The organism is Alcaligenes sp. GW821-FHT11D07 (assembly GCF_058808495.1).
Genome location: NZ_JBXART010000004.1, coordinates 215,971 through 239,414, shown reverse-complemented (window position 1 = coordinate 239,414; position 23,444 = coordinate 215,971). Strand labels below are relative to the sequence as shown.

18 protein-coding genes are annotated in these 23,444 nt (G+C 57.5%); 14 read left to right on the top strand and 4 right to left on the bottom strand.

What is annotated here, in order from left to right; genetic code table 11:
• The first annotated feature begins 10 nt into the window (after window positions 1-10).
• Window positions 11-565 (top strand): hypothetical protein, encoded by a 555-nt coding sequence (locus AC1RSM_RS17805; RefSeq protein ID WP_492933904.1) that lies wholly within the window; start codon window positions 11-13, stop codon window positions 563-565.
• Between the two features lie 331 nt (window positions 566-896).
• The gene (gene leuA, locus AC1RSM_RS17800; protein WP_492934011.1) at window positions 897-2,591 is read left to right on the top strand and encodes a 2-isopropylmalate synthase; all 1,695 of its coding nucleotides are present in this window, start codon (window positions 897-899) and stop codon (window positions 2,589-2,591) included.
• Between the two features lie 218 nt (window positions 2,592-2,809).
• Here leuA and AC1RSM_RS17795 read toward each other — a convergent pair whose 3' ends face one another.
• Window positions 2,810-3,130, bottom strand: coding sequence for a hypothetical protein (locus AC1RSM_RS17795; protein ID WP_492933903.1), 321 nt, complete (start codon window positions 3,128-3,130; stop codon window positions 2,810-2,812).
• 86 nt (window positions 3,131-3,216) lie between these two features.
• Window positions 3,217-3,564 (bottom strand): DUF1840 domain-containing protein, encoded by a 348-nt coding sequence (locus AC1RSM_RS17790; RefSeq protein ID WP_492933902.1) that lies wholly within the window; start codon window positions 3,562-3,564, stop codon window positions 3,217-3,219.
• Between the two features lie 97 nt (window positions 3,565-3,661).
• Between AC1RSM_RS17790 and AC1RSM_RS17785 the strand changes: the two genes are divergently transcribed.
• From AC1RSM_RS17785 to AC1RSM_RS17770, 4 genes are all read left to right on the top strand, one after another.
• A complete protein-coding gene (locus AC1RSM_RS17785; protein ID WP_492933901.1) occupies window positions 3,662-7,183 on the top strand; it encodes a phospholipase effector Tle1 domain-containing protein in 3,522 nt (1,173 codons plus the stop codon).
• Window positions 7,184-7,312: 129 nt separating this feature from the next.
• Window positions 7,313-8,998 (top strand): arginine--tRNA ligase, encoded by a 1,686-nt coding sequence (gene argS, locus AC1RSM_RS17780; RefSeq protein WP_492933900.1) that lies wholly within the window; start codon window positions 7,313-7,315, stop codon window positions 8,996-8,998.
• Window positions 8,999-9,012: 14 nt separating this feature from the next.
• Window positions 9,013-9,762: an SPOR domain-containing protein gene (locus AC1RSM_RS17775; protein WP_492933899.1), complete on the top strand. Its 750-nt coding sequence runs from the start codon at window positions 9,013-9,015 to the stop codon at window positions 9,760-9,762.
• 89 nt (window positions 9,763-9,851) lie between these two features.
• A complete protein-coding gene (locus AC1RSM_RS17770) occupies window positions 9,852-10,493 on the top strand; it encodes a thiol:disulfide interchange protein DsbA/DsbL (RefSeq protein WP_492933898.1) in 642 nt (213 codons plus the stop codon).
• Window positions 10,494-10,704: 211 nt separating this feature from the next.
• Here the strand turns inward: AC1RSM_RS17770 and metC are convergent, their stop codons facing one another.
• Together metC and AC1RSM_RS17760 are read right to left on the bottom strand one after the other, a co-directional pair.
• Window positions 10,705-11,901, bottom strand: coding sequence for a cystathionine beta-lyase (gene metC, locus AC1RSM_RS17765; RefSeq protein WP_492933897.1), 1,197 nt, complete (start codon window positions 11,899-11,901; stop codon window positions 10,705-10,707).
• A gap of 122 nt (window positions 11,902-12,023) precedes the next feature.
• On the bottom strand, window positions 12,024-13,100 hold the full coding sequence (locus AC1RSM_RS17760) for an MBL fold metallo-hydrolase (RefSeq protein ID WP_492933896.1): 1,077 nt from the start codon (window positions 13,098-13,100) through the stop codon (window positions 12,024-12,026).
• A 115-nt stretch (window positions 13,101-13,215) separates the two neighbouring features.
• Here AC1RSM_RS17760 and AC1RSM_RS17755 point away from each other — a divergent pair, with 115 nt between their 5' ends.
• The 8 genes from AC1RSM_RS17755 to AC1RSM_RS17720 all read left to right on the top strand — a co-directional run bounded on the left by AC1RSM_RS17755 (window position 13,216) and on the right by AC1RSM_RS17720 (window position 23,348).
• Window positions 13,216-13,608 (top strand): MerR family transcriptional regulator, encoded by a 393-nt coding sequence (locus tag AC1RSM_RS17755; protein WP_492933895.1) that lies wholly within the window; start codon window positions 13,216-13,218, stop codon window positions 13,606-13,608.
• 81 nt (window positions 13,609-13,689) lie between these two features.
• Complete coding sequence (locus tag AC1RSM_RS17750) at window positions 13,690-14,868, top strand: isovaleryl-CoA dehydrogenase (RefSeq protein WP_492933894.1); 1,179 nt, start codon at window positions 13,690-13,692, stop codon at window positions 14,866-14,868.
• 12 nt (window positions 14,869-14,880) lie between these two features.
• Complete coding sequence (aceK, locus tag AC1RSM_RS17745; protein ID WP_492933893.1) at window positions 14,881-16,749, top strand: bifunctional isocitrate dehydrogenase kinase/phosphatase; 1,869 nt, start codon at window positions 14,881-14,883, stop codon at window positions 16,747-16,749.
• Window positions 16,742-17,923, top strand: a complete 1,182-nt coding sequence (locus AC1RSM_RS17740; RefSeq protein ID WP_492933892.1) for an acetyl-CoA C-acyltransferase — start codon at window positions 16,742-16,744, stop codon at window positions 17,921-17,923. The genes aceK and AC1RSM_RS17740 overlap by 8 nt, the downstream gene beginning before the upstream one ends.
• Window positions 17,924-17,995: 72 nt before the next feature.
• Entirely contained in the window at window positions 17,996-19,603 is a 1,608-nt protein-coding gene (locus AC1RSM_RS17735) for a carboxyl transferase domain-containing protein (protein WP_492933891.1), read from the top strand.
• A 14-nt stretch (window positions 19,604-19,617) separates the two neighbouring features.
• Window positions 19,618-21,633: an acetyl/propionyl/methylcrotonyl-CoA carboxylase subunit alpha gene (locus AC1RSM_RS17730; protein WP_492933890.1), complete on the top strand. Its 2,016-nt coding sequence runs from the start codon at window positions 19,618-19,620 to the stop codon at window positions 21,631-21,633.
• Window positions 21,634-21,744: 111 nt separating this feature from the next.
• On the top strand, window positions 21,745-22,638 hold the full coding sequence (gene gluQRS / locus AC1RSM_RS17725) for a tRNA glutamyl-Q(34) synthetase GluQRS (RefSeq protein WP_492933889.1): 894 nt from the start codon (window positions 21,745-21,747) through the stop codon (window positions 22,636-22,638).
• A gap of 251 nt (window positions 22,639-22,889) precedes the next feature.
• A complete protein-coding gene (locus AC1RSM_RS17720; protein WP_492933888.1) occupies window positions 22,890-23,348 on the top strand; it encodes a Smg family protein in 459 nt (152 codons plus the stop codon).
• Window positions 23,349-23,444: the final 96 nt, after the last annotated feature.

The window sequence follows — 23,444 nt, the reverse complement described above, 5'->3', positions numbered from 1 at the left end:
AATCATTTCCATGAAAACCGACAACGCCCAGACCCCCACTTCCAATGACAGTCAGGCTCTGCGCAGCACGCTATTTAAGCTGTGTGCCACGGCCACTATCATTTGTACCGTCGTCACTATCGTGGTTGCCATTATCTGGTGGGACCTGCTGAACCGTCTTATCAGCTTTGGGCGCGGTCTGGACTACTCCGGCCTGCAAGCCTTGAGCATTCAAAACCTGGCGCTGATCAAACAATACAACCCGTTTTTCTGGTGGACGGTAGTGGGCGTCATAACCCTCATTATTGCCTATCTTTTGCACGGCTTCGTACAAGCGATCATGCGACGTAATCAGCAACGCATTATTGACGAGGCAACCGTGGCGCAATTGGCCCGTTCCCTTAGTCGTCCAGCGCGTGAAGTGATTTTATGGTCTTGGCCAGACCAACGCAGCCCATTGACTGTGGGTGATTTACAACGCGCTTACGCCGAATTGCGCGCCGGTCGCTTTGGCAAAATTGAACTGGCTCAACAGCAAAACCGCTTGTTACAGGCCGATTATGAACGGCACGAACCGCAAGCCTGATACTTGCCTTCCTGTTTCTTTTGTGTTTGACTTACGGTCATGACTCACGCACGCCAATTCTCCTACGCCTCTCAAGGTTTCAGCCCAGCTGCTGAAGCAGCCTTGTTGCGTTGCGTGCGTGGCGGCCACTCGTTGGCCACCACCTCCAGCCTATCCTGCCTGCTACTACTAGCGTCCGGTTGCCGGGCCTAGTGTCCTGTGGCAGTTCGGCAGCCAATACTCAGCCACATCTACGTAATTTGTGCCGCCACCGGCCTACGTAAATGCTGCAATCGCTGGTGACGGCAAGAAGTAATTAAACACTTTTTGTCCGACAGGTATCCCCATGGCAATGCTGAAAAACCCCTCTCAAAAGTATCGTCCTTTTGTCGCCTTTGATCGCGACTTCGCTGAACGCACCTGGCCCTCCAAGCGCATTACCAAAGCGCCCATCTGGATGAGCACAGACTTGCGCGACGGCAACCAGTCCCTGATCGAACCCATGAACGTGGCTCGTAAAGTGCGTTTTTTCGAGCAGCTCGTCAAAATCGGTTTCAAGGAAATCGAGGTCGGTTTCCCGTCCGCATCGCAGACCGACTTCGATTTCGTTCGCAAGCTGATTGATGAAAACCGTATTCCTGAAGACGTCACCATCATCGTCCTGACGCAATCGCGTGAAGACCTGATCAAGCGCACGGCCGAAGCCGCTGCCGGTGCCAAGCGCGCCATCATTCACTTGTACAACGCATGTGCTCCCGCCTTTCGCAAGATTGTTTTCAACTTGAGCAAAGACGAGATCAAAGAAATTGCCCTGACCGGCACCCGCTTGATCAAGAGCGAAGTGGCCAAGTACCCGCAAACCCAGTGGGGCTACGAGTACTCCCCTGAAGTGTTCAGCACCACCGAGCCAGAGTTTGCTTTGGACGTGTGTGATGCCGTCGTTAAAGCTTGGAACCCCGCTCCCGACGAGCGCGTCATCTTGAACTTGCCAGCGACTGTTGAGGCCACCACGCCCAATATGTACGCCGATCAGATCGAATGGATGCACAACAACCTGGCCCAGCGCAGCAATGTGATCTTGAGCGTGCACCCGCACAACGACCGTGGCACCGCCGTGGCGGCGGCTGAGTTGGCCGTGATGGCCGGCGCAGACCGTATCGAAGGCTGCTTGTTCGGTAGCGGCGAGCGCACCGGCAACGTCTGCCTGGTGACCTTGGCCCTGAACTTGTACACCCAGGGCGTGGACCCTGAGCTGGACTTCTCGGACATCGACGAAGTGCGTCGCACCGCCGAGTACTGCAACCAGTTGCCCGTCCACCCCCGCCACCCCTACGCAGGTGACTTGGTCTTTACCGCCTTCTCCGGCTCCCACCAGGACGCCATCAAGAAAGGTTTGGCTCAGCAAAAAGCAGACGAACTCTGGGAAGTGCCTTACTTGCCTATCGACCCGGCCGATCTGGGCCGCAGCTACGACGCCGTTATCCGCGTCAACAGCCAGTCGGGCAAGGGTGGGGTTTCCTACTTGCTGGAGCAAGAGCACGGCTTGGTCTTGCCACGTCGCATGCAGATCGAATTCAGCCGCGCCATTCAGCGTGTGACCGACTCTTCCGGCAAAGAAGTCACGCCAGCCGATGTGTACGGTATTTTCGAGTCCGAATACCTGAACTGCAAAAAGCACTTCAAACTGCTCAAGCACAACATCATCAGCCAGCCACACGCCGAAAGCGGCCAGCAATTCACCATTGAAGTGGATATCGAGCAAGACGGCCAGGTCCGCACCCTGAAGGGTTCGGGCGAAGGGGCTATCTCCGCCTTTGTGAACGCGCTGGATCTGTCCATCAAGATCATGGACTACAACGAACACGCCATTGGCTCCGGTGCTGATACTCGTGCCGCCGCCTACGTGGAAATGCGTATTGGCGACAGCCAATCTGGCTTTGGCGTGGGCATCCACTCCGACATCGTGACCTCCTCCTTCCTGGCGATCTTGAGCGCGGTCAACCGCCACACAATCGCGCAGCAAGAGACCGAAGCCACTACGGCCTAAAAAGCTTCTTTACTTCGCGACTGGGGTGGCGATCCCACCCCAGCGCGCGCCCGGCTCACCACAGCCGCGCCAGACCCGCTTTCGCAGTGCGAGCCATCCTCGCTCTGCCCGCAACCCGCCCACAAGGCGGGTTTTTCATTGCTGCAGCTTTTCCACCAGACAAAACTCCAGACCAAAAAAAACCGGCTTTAAAAGCCGGTTTTCTTCTAAGAAACTACTTAATACGTGACCGCCAAACCCGGCAAATCCACGGTGACTTGCATGGAGCCTACCGCTTGCAAGCAATGGCGCGCAAACTCCTGGGCGCGATCGTCATCTTGCGACAGCATCGTGTAGCCCATGGCATCGGCAACGCCCATAATTTTGTCCAGCAATAACACTTTGCCGCTGGCTCGCATGGGCTCACAGCCCAGTTCCTGCCAAGTGCGGTCAAACCAATCACGAGATTGTTTGCCGCTTTCAGGATCGATGGTTTGTATTGGAGTGACCAGCTCTATGTGCTGGCGAGGACTAAAGATCACAAGCACCATAGCGCTCATAGACGATCTCCGAAAAGAATTAGATCAACTCTGGAGCTTAAGCAAAGTCGGCCAGCCAAAATGTCGGCGGGCCGACATTTCAAGAACTACCAGGAACTATCTGCGGGTTCCCACATAACAGGTACACCGCTGTTATTGGCCTGACGCAACATATCCAGCAGGGGATAAGCACGCTGGCCAAAGCTCACAGCCTGCGACATGGGATGTTCTTTGTCCTGGTCATCATCCTCGTGGGGTGCTTTTTTTGTTTCACGGTCTTGCCCCATCGCTCGCTCGATGTTGCCGATCGCCTCGGCCAACTGCTCGGGCGTGAACACTCCCCGCTCAGGCAAACCATCAGGGTAGGAACGCCCCGCGGCCCGGAGAATAGGCGTGGCATGTTCAGCGAACATCAAAACATCGGCGGCGGCTTTGCTTTTAAAGACGATTAGCATACGGTTTCTCCTTATGGATCTTTGTGTTTCCTACTCGACTTTCAGGATACACACCCCTGCAAGATAGCAGGGTTTCCCTCGTTGTGGAGAGTCCATCATGCCTGTCGCACTTCTGCAATGGCTAATCCTTTTGCTGGCCACTTTGCCTGCCTTGGCCTGGGCGCAAAGCACTCTTGAATGTCCCTTGCCTCCCGCCTCCACCCAGTGCGCGCCCGCCGCCCAACTGGGAGAGCAAGCCGAGCCCGCGCCAGACCTGGGTTTGCTCAACCCCGTGGATCTCCTGAGCGGGCACAAACACCAAAGCGACACAGACCTGCCCTTAAGTGAAGCCTGGCCCTTGCTACAACTGCAACGCCACTGGAATGGGCAGGATCACAATTCCACGCCTGGCCTGGGACGCACAGGCTGGGCCTGGAATTACGATCTGCAATTGCGCCAGCAAGGCCATGCCTTGTTCATGCCGGATGGCCGCCAAACCCGTTTGTATCCTCCCGCACGGGCGATAGATTCCGGCTGGTCCTGGCAAGGCCCCCATGGACTGGTGCTGCGTTTTGACCAGCAAGGCTGGCTTGAGCACGTACGAATTTCCCCAGAACAATGGCTGCAGATTGAGCGTCTCCCTGCCCATCATCCCCACGCCTATGCCGTTCAAACGGTACGCAATCATCTGGGGCAAACACTGGAACTAGATTGGGACAGTGATCCGAACCAGATACGCATACGCACTCCCGCCGGGCCGTTTGAACTACATATGGAGCAAGATGACCAAGGACTGTGGCTGGCCCGTGTCAGCCGCCCGGACGGCATGCTGCGTCACTATCATCGCGCACGGGCTCCATGGACAAAGCGCCTGGGTGGCAGCAGTTTGCAAGCTCCTGGCCAGCCTGCCCAACTTGTACAGCAATGGGAATATGACGAGCAGGGCCGGGTCAGCCGTTTACTTTCCCAAGCCTTCAATCAAGAATGGACTGCCCGTTATGCGCCAGGCCAAAGCGAATGGTCTATAGGCAAAGAGCGACACCGTTTCCTCTATGGCAACTACCAAGGGCAGGCGCGACTGCACAGTCTGGAAAGCCGTATGTGTGCAGACTGTCCCGCTTACCGCTCGGAATGGACGTATGACCCGCAGGGGCGCTGGCTACAGGCGGGCCCGTGGCGGGCACAACGCCGCGAGAATGGGTCACTTTCCCAGCTGAACCAGAAGCGGGGCGACTGGGGTGGGCTGACACTGAATCTGGATGCAGAAGGGCGCTTACAAAGCTGGGGCAGTGATCAATATGGCACTGAAGAACGGCACTGGAATGCCGCCGGGCAACTCCAGCAGATCGACTACGCCGGACACGGAAAACTGGTGATTGAGCACGACCAGCAAGGACGCTTAAGCCGTGTACGGCACCAAGAAAACAATGAAAGCGAACTCAGTGAGCTGGACTGGTTGGGCCCGACCACCCTGCGCATCCGCCACCCCAAGGAAACCCAATGGCTCAAGCTGCGTGCTGGTCTCCTGCAAGAGCGTCGTCTGGAACGTAGCCACAGCCCAGGCCAGCAGTGGACCGAGCGGTTTGAATACGATGGGCAGCAAAGGCTGACGCATTACTCACTGCCCGAAGGCGGCCACATTCGCTATCAATGGGACGACAATGGCCGCCTGCAATCGCTGGAGTGGATCAACCAAGAAGGGCGCAGCCACACGGTGATCCAAGCCCAGGAGTATGGCTATCGTTGGGGCAACGGCTTGCAATTAATCAGTCGCGCCAATAGCGCAGGCCAGACTTTAGACCAGATGGTTCTGAGCCCAAACGGTGAACCCGTTTGGACACAATCCCGCCGTGTGGATGAGCAAGGCAAGGTGCTGGAAGAACGGCATGACTATTTGGCACTAGGCCAAAACCGGCACTGGTTAATGCACTACGACTCCAACCAAGCTCTAGCCGCCTTCCGCCAAGGTCAAGCAGGGCCGACCCACTGGCTGTCTTGGGACGATAGTGGTGCTTTGCAAGCGCGTACTCCGCAAAAGATAGAGCGGATTCAACGCTCCCCCACTGGCATGGCTGAAAACGTAGGCTCGCTAAGTCTGGACTATGGGCCCAACCGCCGACTGCGGCGTGTGCAAGCGCCCGATCAAGTTCTGGTTGAATATCATCACGATGCCTTTGGCCAGCGCATTTGGCGTCAACAGGGCCAGCAAGAACGGGCTTTTTTCTTTCATGGTCAGCAACTGATGGCCGAACTGGATTTACCCGCATCTTCCGGCCAGCTCGTATCCCGGCGTTATCTCTATGCAGGGCTGACTCCCGTGGCCATGATTGTGTATGGGCAAAATCAGCAAGGCCAACTGTACTACCTGCACAGTGATTTGATGGCGGCAGTGCGGCTGATCAGTGACGAGGACGGGCAAGCAGTATGGGGAGCGGACCTGAACCCCTTGGGGCAGGCCGAATTACTGAAGGAGTCGGTGGAGTTCAATCTGCGTCTACCCGGTCAGTATGAAGAAACCGCCACCGGCTGGCATGACAATCTGCTGCGCAGCTATCTTCCCAGCCACGGACAGTATCTGGAAGCCGACCCGTTGGGGCCGTGGCCCGGCACTCAGGCCGTAGGCTATGCCCGGCAACAAGCTATGCGCCATATTGATCCCACTGGTTTGCTGCTGTTTGCCTTTGATGGCACCCGACAGGCCCCAATTACTCAAAGCAATGTCTGGAAATTGTCGCAGTTGTATCAGGACGGGGCCGTGCACTACAGCGAAGGCCCCGGCAATCCGCTCACCACCGATTGGGATACGCTGACTGCGTGGCGAGCGGGCCGCATTCTGGAATCCCAATGGAATCAATTTTTGAATCGTCTGCAAGAGCAGGGCCCCGCGCCCACCGCCATACCCATTGATCTGCTGGGTTTTTCACGCGGCGCAGCACTGGCACGGGATTTTTCCAACCGCATCATGGACTACACCAATCAGGGCTGGTTTGTACTGAATGATCCCCAACGCGGTGCAATACGGGCCTGCATCACACCGCGTTTTCTGGGGCTATTCGATACGGTGGCCCAGTTCGGTCTGGGAGGGTGGAGCAACAAGCAATATCGCCTGGGAGTATCCGAAGCCTGGAACTGGGTTGCCCATGCAGTAGCCATGCACGAACACCGCCTTCACTTCCCCTTAAGCGCCTTGGCCCAAGCCATGAATACGGTGGAAATGCCCTTTATCGGCTCCCATAGCCAGATCGGTGGCGGCGTCCTGCCCGACGAAAATGCAGAGGTCAGCGACCTGGACAAAGTCGCCTTGGCCTGGATGCATTGGCAGGCCAAGGCAGCCGGACTGAAACTGGCGGAACTTCCCCAGACTGATTTAAGCGTGATGCATCCTGTTTTGCTGGATATGCGGCCTCCTGGCATGCGCCTGACCAAGCACGGTGTGCGCCGGGTGAACTATCACGGCCACGGCCAAGACTTGCTGTACCAGGATTCCCACCCTGCCTTGGGCCAAAAGACACGGGAGGCGATGGAAAACCTGATCACACGCTTTGATAATTGGCGCACACGCATTGATTCTCAGGCCGCCTGGATAGACATGGACGCTTACGATGCGTGGTTACAGAACCACCTGGGATGGGAACGCTAGGCGCGTTGAAAAGAATTTGGCGTCAAATCACGCTATCATGTGGGGCTACCCGGCGGGCCAATGTCGCGCCTTCCATCTGGGTGCGTTCAACCCGCCCCAGTTGTCTTTCTACCGATCCAGACCTTTCCTATGCTTGCTGAGCAACAAACTCAATTAATCGCCTGCCTTCAGGCTGCCGTCCGTGCCATCTTGCCCCAGGCTGAGCCCAACATCACGCTGGAGCGCCCTAAAGTGGCTGCGCACGGTGATGCCGCCTGCAATATTGCCATGCAACTGGCCAAACCAGCCGGACGCAACCCGCGCGAGCTGGCTCAGCAAATCGTCGATACCCTTTTAGCCGATCCAAACGCCGCTGCCTTGCTGGCCGGTGCCGAAATCGCGGGTCCAGGCTTTATTAACTTCCGCTTGTCGACCGCAACGCATCAGGCGGTCTTGAACACCATTGCCGAGCAAGGCGAAAGCTTTGGTCACGTGGCCCCCACCCAGGAAAAACTGATGGTGGAGTTTGTATCGGCCAACCCCACCGGCCCCTTGCACGTTGGCCATGCCCGTCAAGCCGCCCTGGGCGATTCGCTGTGCCGCGTGTTTAGCTCGCAAGGTTATGACGTTACCCGCGAGTTCTACTACAACGATGCCGGTAACCAGATCGACAACCTGACCACCAGCGTGCATGCGCGTGCCCGTGGTATCGAACCCGATAGCGAGCAGTTCCCCGCTGACGGCTACAAGGGCGACTACATTCTGGATATCGCCCGCGATTACCAAGCCGGTGCAACGGTTCAGGCCGCCGATGGCGAGTCTGTCACGGCCAGTGGTGATCTGGACAATCTGGAAGATATCCGTCGCTTTGCCGTGGCCTATCTGCGCCGTGAGCAAGATCTGGACCTGCAAGCCTTTGGTCTGAAGTTTGACAACTTCTACCTGGAAAGCTCGCTGTACACCTCCGGCAAAGTTGAAAAAACCGTGCAGGCCCTGATCGACGCCGGCCATACCTACGAACTGGACGGCGCCTTGTGGTTGCGCACGACGGAACTGGGCACAGGCGACGACAAAGACCGCGTAATGCGCAAATCCGAAGGCGGCTACACCTACTTCGTGCCGGATGTGGCCTACCACGTCGCCAAGTGGGAGCGCGGTTTCCACCACGCCATCAATATTCAAGGCTCCGACCACCACGGCACCATCGCCCGCGTGCGCGCTGGCCTGCAAGGTCTGGGTTTGGGCATTCCTAAGGAATTCCCGGCTTACATCCTGCACAAGATGGTCAAGGTCATGCGCAATGGCCAGGAAGTAAAAATCTCCAAACGTGCTGGCAGCTATGTCACCTTGCGCGACCTGATCGAATGGGTTGGCCAGGACGCCGTACGCTTTTTCCTGATCCAGCGCCGAGCGGACTCCGAGTTCGTATTCGATATCGATCTGGCCCTGTCCAAGAGCGAAGAGAACCCTGTCTACTACATCCAGTACGCTCACGCCCGCATCAACTCCGTGTTGAACCAGTCGGCCGAACTGCTGGATCAAGTCCCCCAGGCAGACATCACGCCCTTGACCGCGCCCACCGAAATCGCTTTGCTGCAGCGCCTGTCGGAATACCCCAATGTGCTGGCCCAGTCCGCTCGCGAACTGGCCCCTCACCACATTGCATTCTGGCTGCGTGACTGCGCCGCGGACTTTCACTCCTGGTACAACGCCGAGCGCGTGTCGGTAGACGACACCGCCTTGCGTCTGGCCCGCCTGCGTCTGGCACAAGCCTGCGCTCAGGTCATTCGCAATGGGCTCAGCCTGCTGGGTGTGTCCGCACCCGACCGTATGTAAACCCATAGGCAGATATGGCAAGAGCACGTAAAAAATCCAGCGGTTCTGGCGGTACCTATACCGGCATTCTGATTGGCCTGATTCTGGGTTTGGGGGCCGCGGTAGCGGTCGCCTTGTTTGTCACTAAAGTGCCTATGCCTTTTGTGGACAAGGCCAGTCGGGACGCCCCGACGGTGGCCTTGCCTGAAGGGCGGGAATTGCTGGACCCAAACCGGGATTTGTACAGCACCTCGCCCGGACAGACGCCAACGCCGTCCATCGACGCCATCCCTGGCTTGACCTTGCCGCCAGCCAGTCTGCCCAGCATTCCCAAGCCCGCCGCGCCGGACGCGCTGGGTGATTTGATTGCTACTTTGCCATCCATGGGTGCGGACCCTGCTGCTCAGGGCGCGGTGCGTAACACCGTGCCAACGGCACCCGCAGCACCAGCACCCGCCACGACACCGGCACCTGCCACCCCAGTAACTCCAGCGGCCAAACCTGCAACGCCGACACCACCCGCTGCTCCCGCCGCGAACAAAGGTGCTGCCAACTCCACGCCTTACTATCTGCAAGCTGGCGCATTCCGCAGCAACGGCGATGCGGAGGCCATGAAGGCACGTTTGCTGATGTTAGGCTTTGACGCTTCAGTACAAAGCGCCCAGGTCAACGGTGGCACCATCAACCGAGTACGTCTGGGCCCCTTCAAAGGCATAGACGAAATGAACCGGGCTCGCAGCCGTCTGGCGGAAGAAAAAATTGATACCTCGGTCGTTCGGCCCTAAGCAATTTGCTTGGGCACGACGCTTGCGGTGAACTTTTCCGCTATTGAACAGGTCATAGACCTCATCTTCCCCCTTAAGGAAATTGATTCATGAAGCTGAACGCATTGTTTGTACGATCCCTGCTTGGTGCCAGCCTGCTGGCTGGTGCTACTCTGTTGCCCGCCACTAGCGCGCTGGCCCAGCAAAGTAATCAGGGCTTCGTCACCCTGTCTCCAGCTCAACCCTCGGACAGCGCCGGTAAAACGGAAGTTCTGGAATTTTTTGCCTACAGCTGCCCGCATTGCGCCATTCTCGAACCCAAGGTTGAAGCCTGGTCCAAGACACTGCCCGCCAATGTCGTGCTGCGCCGTGTACCCGTGGCCTTCAACGCTGGCATGAGCGACCTGCAAAAGCTGTACTACACCCTGGAAGCCATGGACCGTCTGGACCTGCATCCCAAGGTGTTTGAAGCGATTCACCAAAAGCGCGAACGCATTTTTGATGCCAAGACCATCACTGCCTGGGCAGCCAAGCAAGGCGTAGACCAAGCGCGCTTTGAGCAAACCTTCAACTCCTTTGGTGTGCAAACCAAAGCTAATAAAGCTAACGAACTCTCCAGCACCTACCAGATCCAGGGAACACCTAGCCTGGCAGTGGGTGGCAAGTTTGTGACTTCGCCTGCACTGGCCAACGGTTACGACGAAAGCATCGCCAAGGCGCAAGAACTGGTGAAGATGGTCACCAATCGCTAATTAGCACCTGGCATAAGCAATACCGCCAAAGGCCTTTAAAACTGGATTCGCTCCGGTTTTAAAGGCCCTTGGTATTTATGGGCTGTGTGTTGGCAGTTGCCATTCAATATGGGTAGACATCCACCCAAACCATAGCGGCCTAAGCTTTCAATGTGGCCCCGGCCCGCCCAGTCCAGAATGGGCGTATTAGCTACGTTGCAGATGAAAGATTTTAAACCTGCGCCGCCTTCTCAAAAGCCTGGGTCAGGTCAGCACACAAGTCCTTAGTGGACTCCAAACCGATATGCAGACGCACCAGGCTGTCCTGGCTTTCTTGCCAATAGCTGTGGCCGCTTAAAAATGCGGTATCCACCAACTGCACCAGGCTTTCAAAACCACCCCAGGAAAAGCCGATGCCAAAAAGCGTCAGGGCATCTACAAACACACGAGCCTGGGCATTGTTCATGCGTAGCTGCACCGACAACATGCCATTGGAGCCGGTGCAGTCGCGTTGCCACAAAGCATGGCCAGGATCTTGCGGCCAAGCAGGGTGATAAATACGGGTAACTTCAGGGCGGCTATCCAGAAACTGGCAGACCTTCAAGGCATTGGCTGCACTTTCACGCATACGGATAGGCAAGGTACGCGCACCGCGCAAGGCCAGCCAGGCATCATCAGCACTGATCGAAAAGCCCAGTGCGTAATGGTTGTCGTGCAAGCGCTTGCTGATGGCCGGGTCTGCCGACATCACGGCCCCCAACATCAAATCGGAATGGCCCGCCACGTACTTGGTGCCCGCCACAATGGACACATCAAAACCCAGCTCCAACGGGCGATAGATATAGCCCGAGCCCCAGGTATTGTCAGTGACCAGCAGCAGATCATGCTTGCGGCCAAACTCGGCCAAGGCGGGCATGTCCAGCATCTGCATCAGCAAAGAACCGGGCGATTCCACATACACCATGCGGGTGTTGTCTTGCAGATGACGCTCCATTTCCTCGGGGGTCGGCGCGCAAAACGTGACCTGTATGCCCATGCGACGCAGCACGGTTTTTTCCAGATAGCGCACAGGGCCATAGGCGCTGTCGGCAATCAGGACGTGATCGCCGGAATCCAGCAAGGCCAGCAAACCTAAAGTAATCGCAGCCATACCAGACGGTGCCAACAAAGCCTGGGTAGCAGACTCCAACTGACAGAACACCTGCTCCAGCGCCGCATGGGTGTCCATACCTGATCGCCCATAGGTCACCGACCGTTTTTCTGGATCGGCCTTATCCGCCTGAGCCCGGTCCAAGGCATCCAGGTTGCGAAAGCGCACCGTGCTGGTGCGCATGATGGGCACGGCCACCGGTGCCGCATCCGTATGCGGATCGAATGGTGCCAGACCAGTGTGTTGCAGGGCGGTATCCAGGGCGAGATCAGAGCTCATAGTGTCGGCAGGCGGTAGCAAGAAAAGCTCTACGCTACCACAGGCCATGATGCTCAGTCGCCTAAGCCCTTTTCGCTATATTGCGCCCCCTTATTAAGAGAGCAGCACAAGCAGTTCAGCGCTTAAATCCGCTGGAAGCGGTACACCCCGTCCTCGCCCATTTCACGGCGCAGACGATCATCAAAGAACAAGGCGTGCAGGTGAGCAATGGCCTCGCCCATGGCAAAGGTCATCTGATGGGAGTCCAGTTTGCGGTGGAACAGCACAGGCAGAATATCCGCAGCGGTACAAGGTGTCGCACAGGCTTCCAGCACTTCTTCCAGGCGCTCGGCATGGTGCTCCTGCTGCTGACGGATACGTTCATGCATGCCACGGAAAGGCTTGCCATGCGAAGGCAATACCAGGGTGTCCGGAGCCAAATCCTGATAGGACTGCAGGGAATTCAAGTACAAAGGCAGCGGATTGGCAAAAGGCTCGGTATCGAACACGCTGATATTGGTGGAGATACGTGGCAAGAGCATGTCGCCGGAGATCAGCACCTTCAGATCTTCGCTGTACAGAGACATATGCTCGGGGGCATGGCCGTATCCAACAATCAACCGCCAGGGACGACCGGCAATCACCACGCGCTGGCCATCCAGCAAGCGCACAAAACGATCCGGGACGGACGGCACCATGGACGGGAAATAGTCACCACGGCTACGAATCTGCTCACGGGCCTTTTCATCTTGCAGGCCGTGACGCACAAAGTGGGCTTCAGCCGCGACACCGTTAGGGCCACCAGCCTCTGCACCGGTCTGACGTCCGCCTGTACCGGACCACAGTTTGGCCGTGGCGTAATCCGTCATGCTGATCCACAGCGGCGCATTCCAGCGCTGGCACAACCAGTCTGCCAGCCCAATGTGATCGGGATGCATATGGGTCACGATCACCCGCAGTACCGGCAAACCTTCCAGCTCATTTTGGAAAACTTGCTCCCACAGCTCACGCACTTCCGGGCGAGACACGCCACAGTCCACAATTGTCCAGCCATCGCGCCCGTCGATTTGGTCGCGCAATAGCCACAAATTGATGTGATCCAGTGCAAAAGGCAAAGGCATGCGCAACCAGCGCACGCCCGGCGCCACCTCCAGACTGCCGCCGGCAGGGGGCAGGGTATCTGCCCAGGGATAATTCAATTTTTGTTCGTTAGGATTCATGCTCGCTCCAAAGAATGGCTCTTGTAGGGCGTAAGGGCAGACCATACTAAAAGGCCCTAGTTCGCACCCCGGCTCTATGGCATGATAGTTTACGTTTACGTAAATCACACTAAAAATGACAACGACAACCTGGACAATATCCGACCTGGCGCACGAGTTTGGCATCACGCCCCGTACCCTGCGCTTCTATGAGGACCAAGGGATTCTCAGTCCGCTGCGCCAAGGCACGCAGCGCATTTACCAGCCCCGCGATCGTGCCCGTCTGAAGCTGGCCCTGCGCGGCAAACGATTGGGGCTGCAGTTATCGGAGATCCTGCGGCTGATCAATATGTATGAATCCCCGATGGACACGGCCTCCCAGCTCAAGCACTATCAAGCGGTGCTGAACGAGCACCGCCTACGCCTGGAGCGCCAACGGCAGGACCTGGACCAGACTTTGCAGGAAATCCAGGACCAGTTGGACATCTGTCACAACATGAGCGAACAACTAAAGACCGAAGCCCGATAAGGGAAAACCCATATATATGACGTTTACGTAAACGTAATATAAATACAATTCCCCAACCCATTTATATCCACGGAGTGCCTCATGAGCCTGCCCGGCCTGAATTTCGATCTTGGCTCCGACCTGGACATGCTGCGCGACGCTGTCGCCGACTTCTCCCAGGCCGAAATTGCCCCCTTAGCGGCTCAACTGGATCATGACGACCAGTTCCCCATGCACTTGTGGAAGAAGTTCGGTGAAATGGGTTTGCTCGGCATGACGGTGAGCGAAGAATATGGTGGCGCGAATTTGGGCTACCTGGCCCACATGATCGCCATGGAAGAAATCTCGCGTGCCAGCGCCTCGGTGGCTCTGTCCTACGGTGCTCATTCCAATCTGTGTGTGAACCAGATCAACCGCAACGGCACAGAAGCACAAAAACAAAAATACCTGCCCAAGCTGATCAGCGGCGAGCACATTGGTGCTTTGGCCATGAGCGAACCGGGTGCCGGTTCGGATGTCGTCAGCATGAAGCTGCGCGCTGAAAAAAAGGGCGATCGCTATGTGCTGAACGGCTCCAAAATGTGGATTACCAACGGCCCGGACGCTGACACCCTGGTGGTGTATGCCAAGACCGACCCGCAAGCCGGTGCGCGCGGCATCACCGCTTTCCTGATCGAAAAAGGCTTTGCCGGTTTTTCCGTAGCCCAAAAGCTGGACAAGCTGGGTATGCGCGGCAGCCATACGGGCGAGCTGGTTTTCCAGGACTGCGAAGTCCCCGAAGAAAACGTGCTGGGGCAGCTCAATGGTGGCGTCAAAGTGCTGATGTCCGGTCTGGACTACGAACGTGCCGTACTGGCCGGTGGTCCGCTGGGGATCATGCAGGCCGTCATGGACGTGGTCATTCCCTATATTCATGACCGCAAGCAGTTCGGTCAGGCCATTGGCGAATTCCAGCTGATCCAAGGCAAGATGGCCGATATGTACACCACTCTGCAAGCCAGCCGTGCGCTGTGCTATGCCGTGGGCAAGAATCTGGATCGTTTGGGTACCGATCACGTGCGCTCCGTGCGTAAAGACTGTGCAGCCGCCATTTTGTACAGCGCAGAAAAAGCGACCTGGATGGCCGGTGAAGGCATCCAAATTCTGGGCGGTAACGGCTACATCAACGAATTCCCTACAGGCCGCCTGTGGCGTGACGCCAAGCTGTACGAGATCGGCGCGGGTACCAGCGAAATCCGCCGCATGTTGATCGGCCGCGAACTGTTCGCCGAAACCGCCTAAAAAGGCAAAGGCATGTCTAACCCTGATTTTGGCGAAACCACGGTCATCACCCCGGTCCAAAAACCGGGTTTGACCGCTATCCAAGTGGCCCAGGCCATGTTGGACGGTTTTAACCGCCACTATGCGCTGTTTCGCTATAGCGCCCAGCGCGCCAAGTCTTTGTACGAATCTGGCGACTGGCAGGGTATCCAGCAACTGTCGCGCGAACGTATTGAGTACTACGCCACGCGGGTACGCGAATGCGCGTCCATGCTGAGCCAGACACTCCGACTGCATCAACCTGACCCGGCTGGCCCTGCACACCTGGACACGGCACAGCAACAGTTGTGGTTGCAAGCCAAAGGCGAGTTTGTGCGCCTGCTGTCCGGGCACCGTCAGCCTGAATGCGCCGAGACCTTCTTTAATTCGGTGTCCTGCCGCGTTTTGCACCGCCATTACTTTCGCAACGAATTCATTTTCGTGCGCCCGGCCGTTGCTACCGACTATCTGGACGGCGCCTTACCTTCGTACCGGGTGTATTACCCCACCGAAGAAGGGCTGGAAGCCAGCCTGACCCATATGCTGGCCGACTTTGGTCTGGCCGCCCCCTTTGCTGACTTGCCCCGCGATGTGCGCACCCTGGCACGTATGGCCTTGCGCCAGTTGTGCCGTCGTTTGCCGCGTGGCTACGGCTCGCGCATCGGCTCCGACTGCCAGATTCAGGTGCTCAATTCCCTGTTCTTTCGCAACAAGGGTGCCTACGTGGTGGGTCGACTGATTAATCAGGGCGAAGTGCTGCCGTTTTCTATCGCCATCTTGCACCGTCCATCGGGGCATTTGTACATAGACGCGCTGCTGCACACCACAGACGACCTGTCTACGCTGTTCAGCTTTACCCGCGCCTATTTCCTGGTCGATATGGAAGCGCCATCGGCCTACGTAGACTTCTTATCCAGTTTGCTGCCCCGCAAGCCCAAGGCAGAACTTTATACCGCGATTGGCTTGCAGAAACAGGGCAAGACCTTGTTTTACCGCGACTTTCTCCATCATCTTTCGCACTCGCACGACCACTTTGATCTGGCTCCCGGTATTGCAGGGATGGTGATGACGGTCTTTACCTTGCCGTCCTACCCCTATGTGTTCAAGCTGATCCGCGACCGAATTCAAAAGCAGGGCATGGATCACGCCACTGTGCGCAGCAAATACCAGTTGGTCAAAAAGCACGACCGTGTCGGACGCATGGCCGATACCTGGGACTATGCACAAGTAGCCTTGCCCAAAGCGCGCTTTTCCCAAGCGCTGCTGGAAGAGCTGCGTCGTGAAGTGCCCAGCCTGCTGGAAGAGTCCGAGGACACGATTTTGCTGCGCCATGTGTATATCGAACGACGCATGACGCCGCTGAACCTGTACCTGAACAAAGCCAGCGACCCCGCTTTGAATGCAGCGGTGGAGCAATACGGCAAGGCTATCCGAGAACTGGCTGCCGCCGATATTTTCCCTGGCGACATGCTGTTCAAAAACTTTGGGGTAACCCGTCTGGGCCGCGTCGTGTTCTATGACTATGACGAAATCCAGCACATGCGCGAGATGAACTTTCGAGTCATTCCGCCCGCCCCCAATGAAGAGGCCGAAATGGCCAGCGAACCCTGGTATCCCATTGGCCCAAATGATGTATTCCCCGAAGAGTTCGGCTACTTTTTACTGACTGACCCGCGCATCCGCAAAGCCTTCATGGCCCACCACGCCGAACTGCTGGAGGCGCAATGGTGGACACAGTGCCGCTTGCGGGTAACGCAAGGTCGAATCGAAAATATTTTCCCGTATAACAAAGATCGGCAGCTGCATGAATTTGCCAAGCGCACGCCGATCCCCTATTCGCAATCAGGAGTCTTTCATGACTAATTCCGTTGTCATCGTCTCTATCGCCCGCACCCCTATGGGCGGCATGATGGGCAGCTTGTCCGACCTGGCCGCTCACGAATTGGGCGCCGTCGCCATCAAAGCTGCTCTGGAGCGCTCGGGCATTCAGGCCGACAAGATCGACGAAGTGATCATGGGTAATGTGCTGCAAGCCGGTCAGGGCCAGGCCCCCGCCCGCCAGGCAGCGCTGGGAGCCGGTCTGCCCCAGGGCGTAGCGTGCACCACCATTCACAAAGTATGTGGTTCGGGTCTGAAAGCGGCCATGTTTGCCCATGATCTGATCAAGGCTGGCAGCGCGGACGTCGTCGTTGCCGGTGGTCAGGAAAGCATGAGCAATGCGCCTTACCTGCTGCTCAAGGGGCGCGAAGGCTACCGTTATGGCCACTCCACTGTGTATGACCACATGGCGATGGACGGCCTGGAAGATGCTTACCAGCGTGGCACTGCCATGGGTGTGTTTGCCGAAGATTGCGCCAGCAAGTACGAATTCAGCCGCGAAGAGCAAGACGCCTACGCCCTGGAGTCCCTGCGCCGCGCCCGCAAAGCCAGCGACGATGGCAGCTTTGACTGGGAAATTGCCCCTGTGACCATTGCCGGTCGCAAAGGGGATGTCGTCATCTCCAAAGATGAAGCCCCCACCAAAGCCATGCCTGAAAAAATCCCGACACTGCGTCCTGCCTTCAAGAAAGACGGCACGATTACTGCTGCCAACGCCTCGTCCATTTCGGACGGTGCCGCCGCCATGGTAATTACCACTGAAGACAAGGCCAAAGAACTGGGCGCTACCCCGCTGGCCCGCATCGTGGCTCATACCCAGCATTCCCAGGAACCTGCCTGGTTTACGACTGCGCCTGTTGCCGCCATTCAGAAGCTGCTGGATAAAACCGGCTGGACCGTGGCCGATGTGGACCTGTTCGAGATTAACGAAGCCTTTGCCGTGGTCACCATGGCAGCCATGAAAGATCTGAACATCCCGCACGACAAGGTCAACGTCCACGGTGGCGCAACGGCCCTGGGTCACCCCATCGGTGCATCCGGTGCTCGCCTGTTGGCCACACTGATCGGCGCACTGCGCAAAACCGGCGGCAAGCGCGGCATTGCCTCGCTGTGCATTGGCGGCGGCGAAGCTGTTGCCCTGGCCGTCGAGCTGGTCTAAAGCAAGCTCATCAGCCGGGCAGCGTCCCGGCTGATTTCATGGGCTTTTCTCTGTTCTCTTTCCAGGCACGCCATGTCAGTTATTGAATCCCGCATCAATCCGCGTTCCCAAGACTTTCAGGACAACGCCTCGATCATGCAGGCCCTGATCCTTGATCTGCGCCAAAAGCTACAGACAACCGCATTGGGCGGCTCCGAATCTTCTCGGCAACGCCATATCGGGCGTGGCAAGCTATTGCCCCGCGAGCGCGTCGAGCGCCTGCTGGACCCCGGCACTCCTTTTCTGGAGCTGTCTCCGCTGGCGGCCCAGGACGTCTACAACAATGAGTCTCCGGGTGCAGGCATCATCACCGGCATTGGCCGTATTGCTGGCATTGAATGCGTGGTGGTCTGCAACGACGCTACGGTAAAAGGCGGCACCTACTACCCCCTGACCGTCAAAAAGCATTTGCGCGCTCAGGAAATTGCCCAACAGAACAATCTGCCTTGCGTATACCTGGTGGACTCGGGCGGAGCCAACCTGCCCAACCAGGAAGATGTCTTCCCGGATCGGGATCACTTTGGCCGCATCTTCTACAACCAGGCCAATATGTCGGCTCAGGGCATTGCGCAGATCGCCGTGGTCATGGGTTCGTGTACGGCGGGCGGCGCTTACGTTCCCGCCATGAGCGATGAGTCCATCATCGTGCGCGATCAAGGCACCATCTTTTTGGGTGGCCCACCGCTGGTCAAAGCGGCAACAGGTGAAGAAGTCAGCGCCGAGGACTTGGGCGGTGGCGATGTACACACGCGTCTGTCCGGCGTAGCGGACCATCTGGCCGAAAACGATCTGCATGCACTGGAACTGGCACGCCGCTGCGTAGGCCGCCTGAACCGTGAAAAGAAACTGCCCTGGCCGCTGAAGGAAGTGCGCGAGCCGCGCTACGATCCGCAAGAGCTGAACGGCATTATTCCTGCCGATACCCGCAAGCCCTACGATGTGCGCGAAGTGATCGCGCGCATTGTGGACGACTCGGACTTTGACGAATTTAAAGCTCGTTTTGGCACTACGCTGGTCACAGGTTTTGCCCATATTCACGGCATGCCCGTGGGCATCATCGCCAACAACGGCATTCTGTTCTCTGAAGCCGCCCAGAAAGGCGCTCACTTTATTGAACTGTGCTGCCAGCGCAAGACACCGCTGGTGTTTCTGCAAAACATCACCGGCTTCATGGTGGGCCGCAAGTACGAGAACGAAGGGATTGCCCGCCACGGTGCCAAGCTGGTCACCGCTGTCTCGACCGCAGCCGTCCCCAAGTTCACCGTGATTTTGGGTGGTTCCTTTGGTGCCGGAAACTATGGCATGTGCGGCCGCGCATTCAGCCCGCGCCTGCTGTTTCTCTGGCCCAATGCCCGCATTTCCGTGATGGGTGGCGAACAAGCTGCCAGCGTACTGGCAACCGTGCGCCGTGATGGCCTGGAAGCCCGTGGTCAGACGTGGAGCGCCGAGGATGAAGAGGCCTTCAAAACCCCCATTCGTGACCAATACGAACACGAAGGCCACCCCTACTACGCCACGGCGCGTTTGTGGGATGACGGCATTATCCAGCCTTCGGACACCCGGCGCGTTTTGGCCCTGGGCCTGTCCGCCGCCTTGAACGCCCCTATTGAAGACACCCGCTTTGGCGTGTTCCGCATGTAAGACAAGGAGACCCTGTGTTTCAGACCCTGCTGATAGCCAATCGCGGTGAAATTGCCTGCCGCGTGGCCGCAACTGCCCGCAGCCTGGGGCTGCGTACCGTTGCTGTTTACTCCGACGCGGACGCCGACGCCCAACACGTACGCGCTTGTGATCAAGCCGTACGCATCGGTGGCCCCGAGCCGCGCGACAGTTACTTGAAGATAGACGCCATTTTGGAGGCTGCCCGCGCAACCGGCGCGAACGCCATCCACCCTGGCTACGGTTTTCTTTCAGAAAATGAGCACTTTGCTCGTGCCTGCGAAGAGGCTGGCATTATTTTTGTTGGCCCACCTGCCGACGCCATTGCCGCCATGGGCAGTAAATCGGCCGCCAAAACCCTGATGGAAAAGGCCGGCGTGCCTTTAGTCCCCGGTTACCACGGCGACAATCAGGACCCGGACTTCCTGCACCAGCAAGCAGACCAGATCGGTTACCCCGTTCTGATCAAAGCCAGTGCAGGTGGTGGCGGCAAGGGCATGCGCATTGTGGAAGAGTCCGCAGCCTTCCTGGAGGCCTTGCGCTCCTGCCAGCGCGAAGCGGCCAGCAGCTTTAGCGATGACCGTGTGCTGATCGAGCGCTATATCACCAAGCCACGCCATATCGAAATTCAAGTCTTTGGTGACCAGCACGGCGGATACGTCTACCTGTTCGAGCGTGATTGCTCGGTACAGCGCCGCCACCAAAAAGTGATTGAAGAAGCTCCTGCACCCGGCATGACGCCCGAGCGTCGTCAGGCCATGGGCGAAGCGGCCATTGCCGCTGCCCGTGCCGTCAATTACGTAGGTGCAGGCACCGTGGAGTTCATTGCAGAACAAGACGGGCGCTTTTACTTCATGGAAATGAATACCCGCCTGCAAGTGGAGCATCCGGTAACGGAACTGATTACCGGCCACGACTTGGTGGAATGGCAGCTGCGCGTTGCCGATGGCCAGCCTTTGCCCGCCAAACAAGACGAATTGCGTATCAATGGCCATGCCATTGAGGTGCGCATCTACGCCGAAAACCCTGATAAGGACTTCCTGCCCTCCATCGGCACCTTGCGCAGCTTGCAGTACCCCGCGCATGCGTCCTTCACCTACGGCGAGGTCCGTATCGACAGCGGTGTGCGTCAGGGCAGTGTCATCAGCCCGTTTTACGACCCCATGATTGCCAAGGTCATCACCCACGGTGCGGACCGCGAGCAGGCCCGTCGTCGTTTGATACGCACGCTGGCCGACACCCAGGTGGCGGGCGTGCATACCAACAAGACTTTTCTGCAACGTCTGTTGAGCGATGAAGCCTTTGCTCAAGCCGACCTGGATACAGGCTTGATTCCACGCCGTCACGACGCGCTATTCCCCAGCAATCAAGACGTGCCGGGCTCTGTGCTGGCTTTTGCGGCCTGCGCTGTACTGAGCCATCAAGGAATGGCGCAGCAAACAGTGAACAACCCCGATCCTTGGGCCATGCATGACGGCTGGCGTCTTAGCGGGGACTACGATCAGACACTGTCGTTGCAAGTGGGCGAGCAAGCGCACAAGGTGCTGTTGCAACGTCGTAATCAGCAGTGGCAGATCTCGCTGGGTCAAACTCAGCATGAGTTGCGCTGGCAAGCCGAAGCTACCGCCGAGCTGGACAAGACCCTGACCCTGCGTCTGTGGCTGGATCAGCAGGAATATCGCGCTCAAGTGCTGCAAGATGGCGACCAACTGCAAGTGGCTCAGGCCGGTTCGGACTGGACGGTAGCCGTGATCGATACCCTGGCTACAGCGGGCCGAAACAGCCAGGAAGCCAACAGCGGCCGTTTGACTGCGCCTATGCCGGGCAAGATTATTGCCCTGAACGTAGGGGCGGGAGACAGTGTCAAGCAAGGCGATGTCTTGCTGGTGATGGAGGCGATGAAAATGGAGCATTCTATTCAGGCTCCGGCTGATGGCACTGTCGCTGAACTGTTCTTTGCAGTGGGCGATCAAGTCCCCGAAGGCGCCGAACTGGTCACAATGGAAAGCTGAAATCCATCTGTTTCGCCCTGGCATTGCAGCGATTGCCCGGGCGGAAAAATAGGCGTAAAGTCGCATTAACAAGAGCCCCCATCCAGGGGCTCTTGCCGTTAAGAACGACTCATGACCGTCCAGCCTCCTACCCCATACTGTGGTCGATTTGCGCCTAGTCCCAGTGGTCCCTTGCACGAGGGCTCGCTGGTCGCGGCTATGGCCAGCTTTCTGGATGCACGCGCCCAGCGTGGTCGTTGGTTACTACGTATTGAAGACATAGACACCCCACGGGTGCTTGCGGGCGCTGACCAGATCATCATGCAGCAGTTGCTCGGACTGGGGATGCGTTGGGATGGGGACGTCGTTTGGCAAAGCCAGCGCCTGGCACGCTACCAGGAAGTCTTCAACACGCTGCGCGACCAACAGCAGGTTTATGGCTGCATCTGCACCCGTCAGGAAATTGTGGCCGCTTCTGTGCCTGTCGCTCCCGATTCACATGAGCACCCTTACGCCGGTACCTGCCGCCACGGCATCCCAGCGGACCGCTCGATACGTGCCTGGCGTCTGCGAGTGCCTGAAGGCATAGAGCGCTTTACCGACCGCTGGGCAGGCCCCCAGCAGCAAGATGTGGCCAAAGAGGTGGGCGACTACATTCTCAAGCGAGCCGACAAGCTCTGGGCCTACCAGTTTGTGGTCGTCGTGGACGATGCGGACAGCCAGATTAGCGACGTCGTCCGGGGCGCAGACCTGCTCACATCCACCGCACGCCAGCGCGTTCTGCAGCAAACACTGGGGCTGCCCATGCCGCGCACGCTGCATGTTCCTCTGGCCTGCGATCCCCAGGGGCGCAAGCTTTCCAAGCAGAATCACGCTCCGGCTTTTGATCTGGACCACCCCTTGGACACCTTGAACCGAGTTTGGGCCTTTCTAGGGTTTGCACCCTTGGCCGTCACGGGGATTGAGGATTTTTGGAGTCAGGCCATCAGTGCTTGGGCGCAGCGTTTCCCGCTGCCAGCGGCATAGAGCCTGGGTTTCAAATAAACGACACTTTCTGCCCGAACAATCGATTTATGTTTCAATCATAAAGACGCTGCAGTACAAGGGGCGTCCACCAGAGTAGACGCAGGCAGAAAACGGCCTGAAAGCGCTACCCGGCATCCATCCTTTTCCCCGACCCTCCATTTGCCCCCTACCGCAAATCAGCGTAAAGTCTGGTCACTGGTTACCGAAATCACGCAGTTTTTTTAATCACTTAGGACGGCAACCTTATACTCATGTTTGATATCCTGGTTTATCTATTCGAGACGTATTACAACCCCCAGTCCTGTCCCAAGGCGGAGGTTCTGGCCCATAAGCTGGCGGCTATTGGCTTTGAAGACGAGGACATCAACGACGCACTGGGCTGGTTGCATGCACTGGGCGAGACCTCGCAACAGTGTCAGCCTATGGAACAACTGAGTCCCATCAGTCAGCGCATTTTTTCTGAGCACGAACAACATGTGCTGGGCGCCGATGCCATGGGCTTTATTACCTTTTTACAAACTTCAGGGGCGTTGACTGCACATCTGCGCGAAATCCTGATCGAAAGCGCTATGACGGTCGACGAAAGTCCTGTCTCGTTGGACAAAATGAAAATTGTCGCTCTGATGGTCTTGTGGAGCCACGAAGCTGAAATCGATCACCTGATCTTTGAAGAACTGCTCAGCGACGACTCCACCCGTCAGTCCCACTAAGCACGCATTTTCAGGAAACTCTTTTTGCTCACGAAGCGGCCCTCTTTCAAGATGAGCCATTCACGAACCTAAAGATAAGGCCCGAACCCGACAACA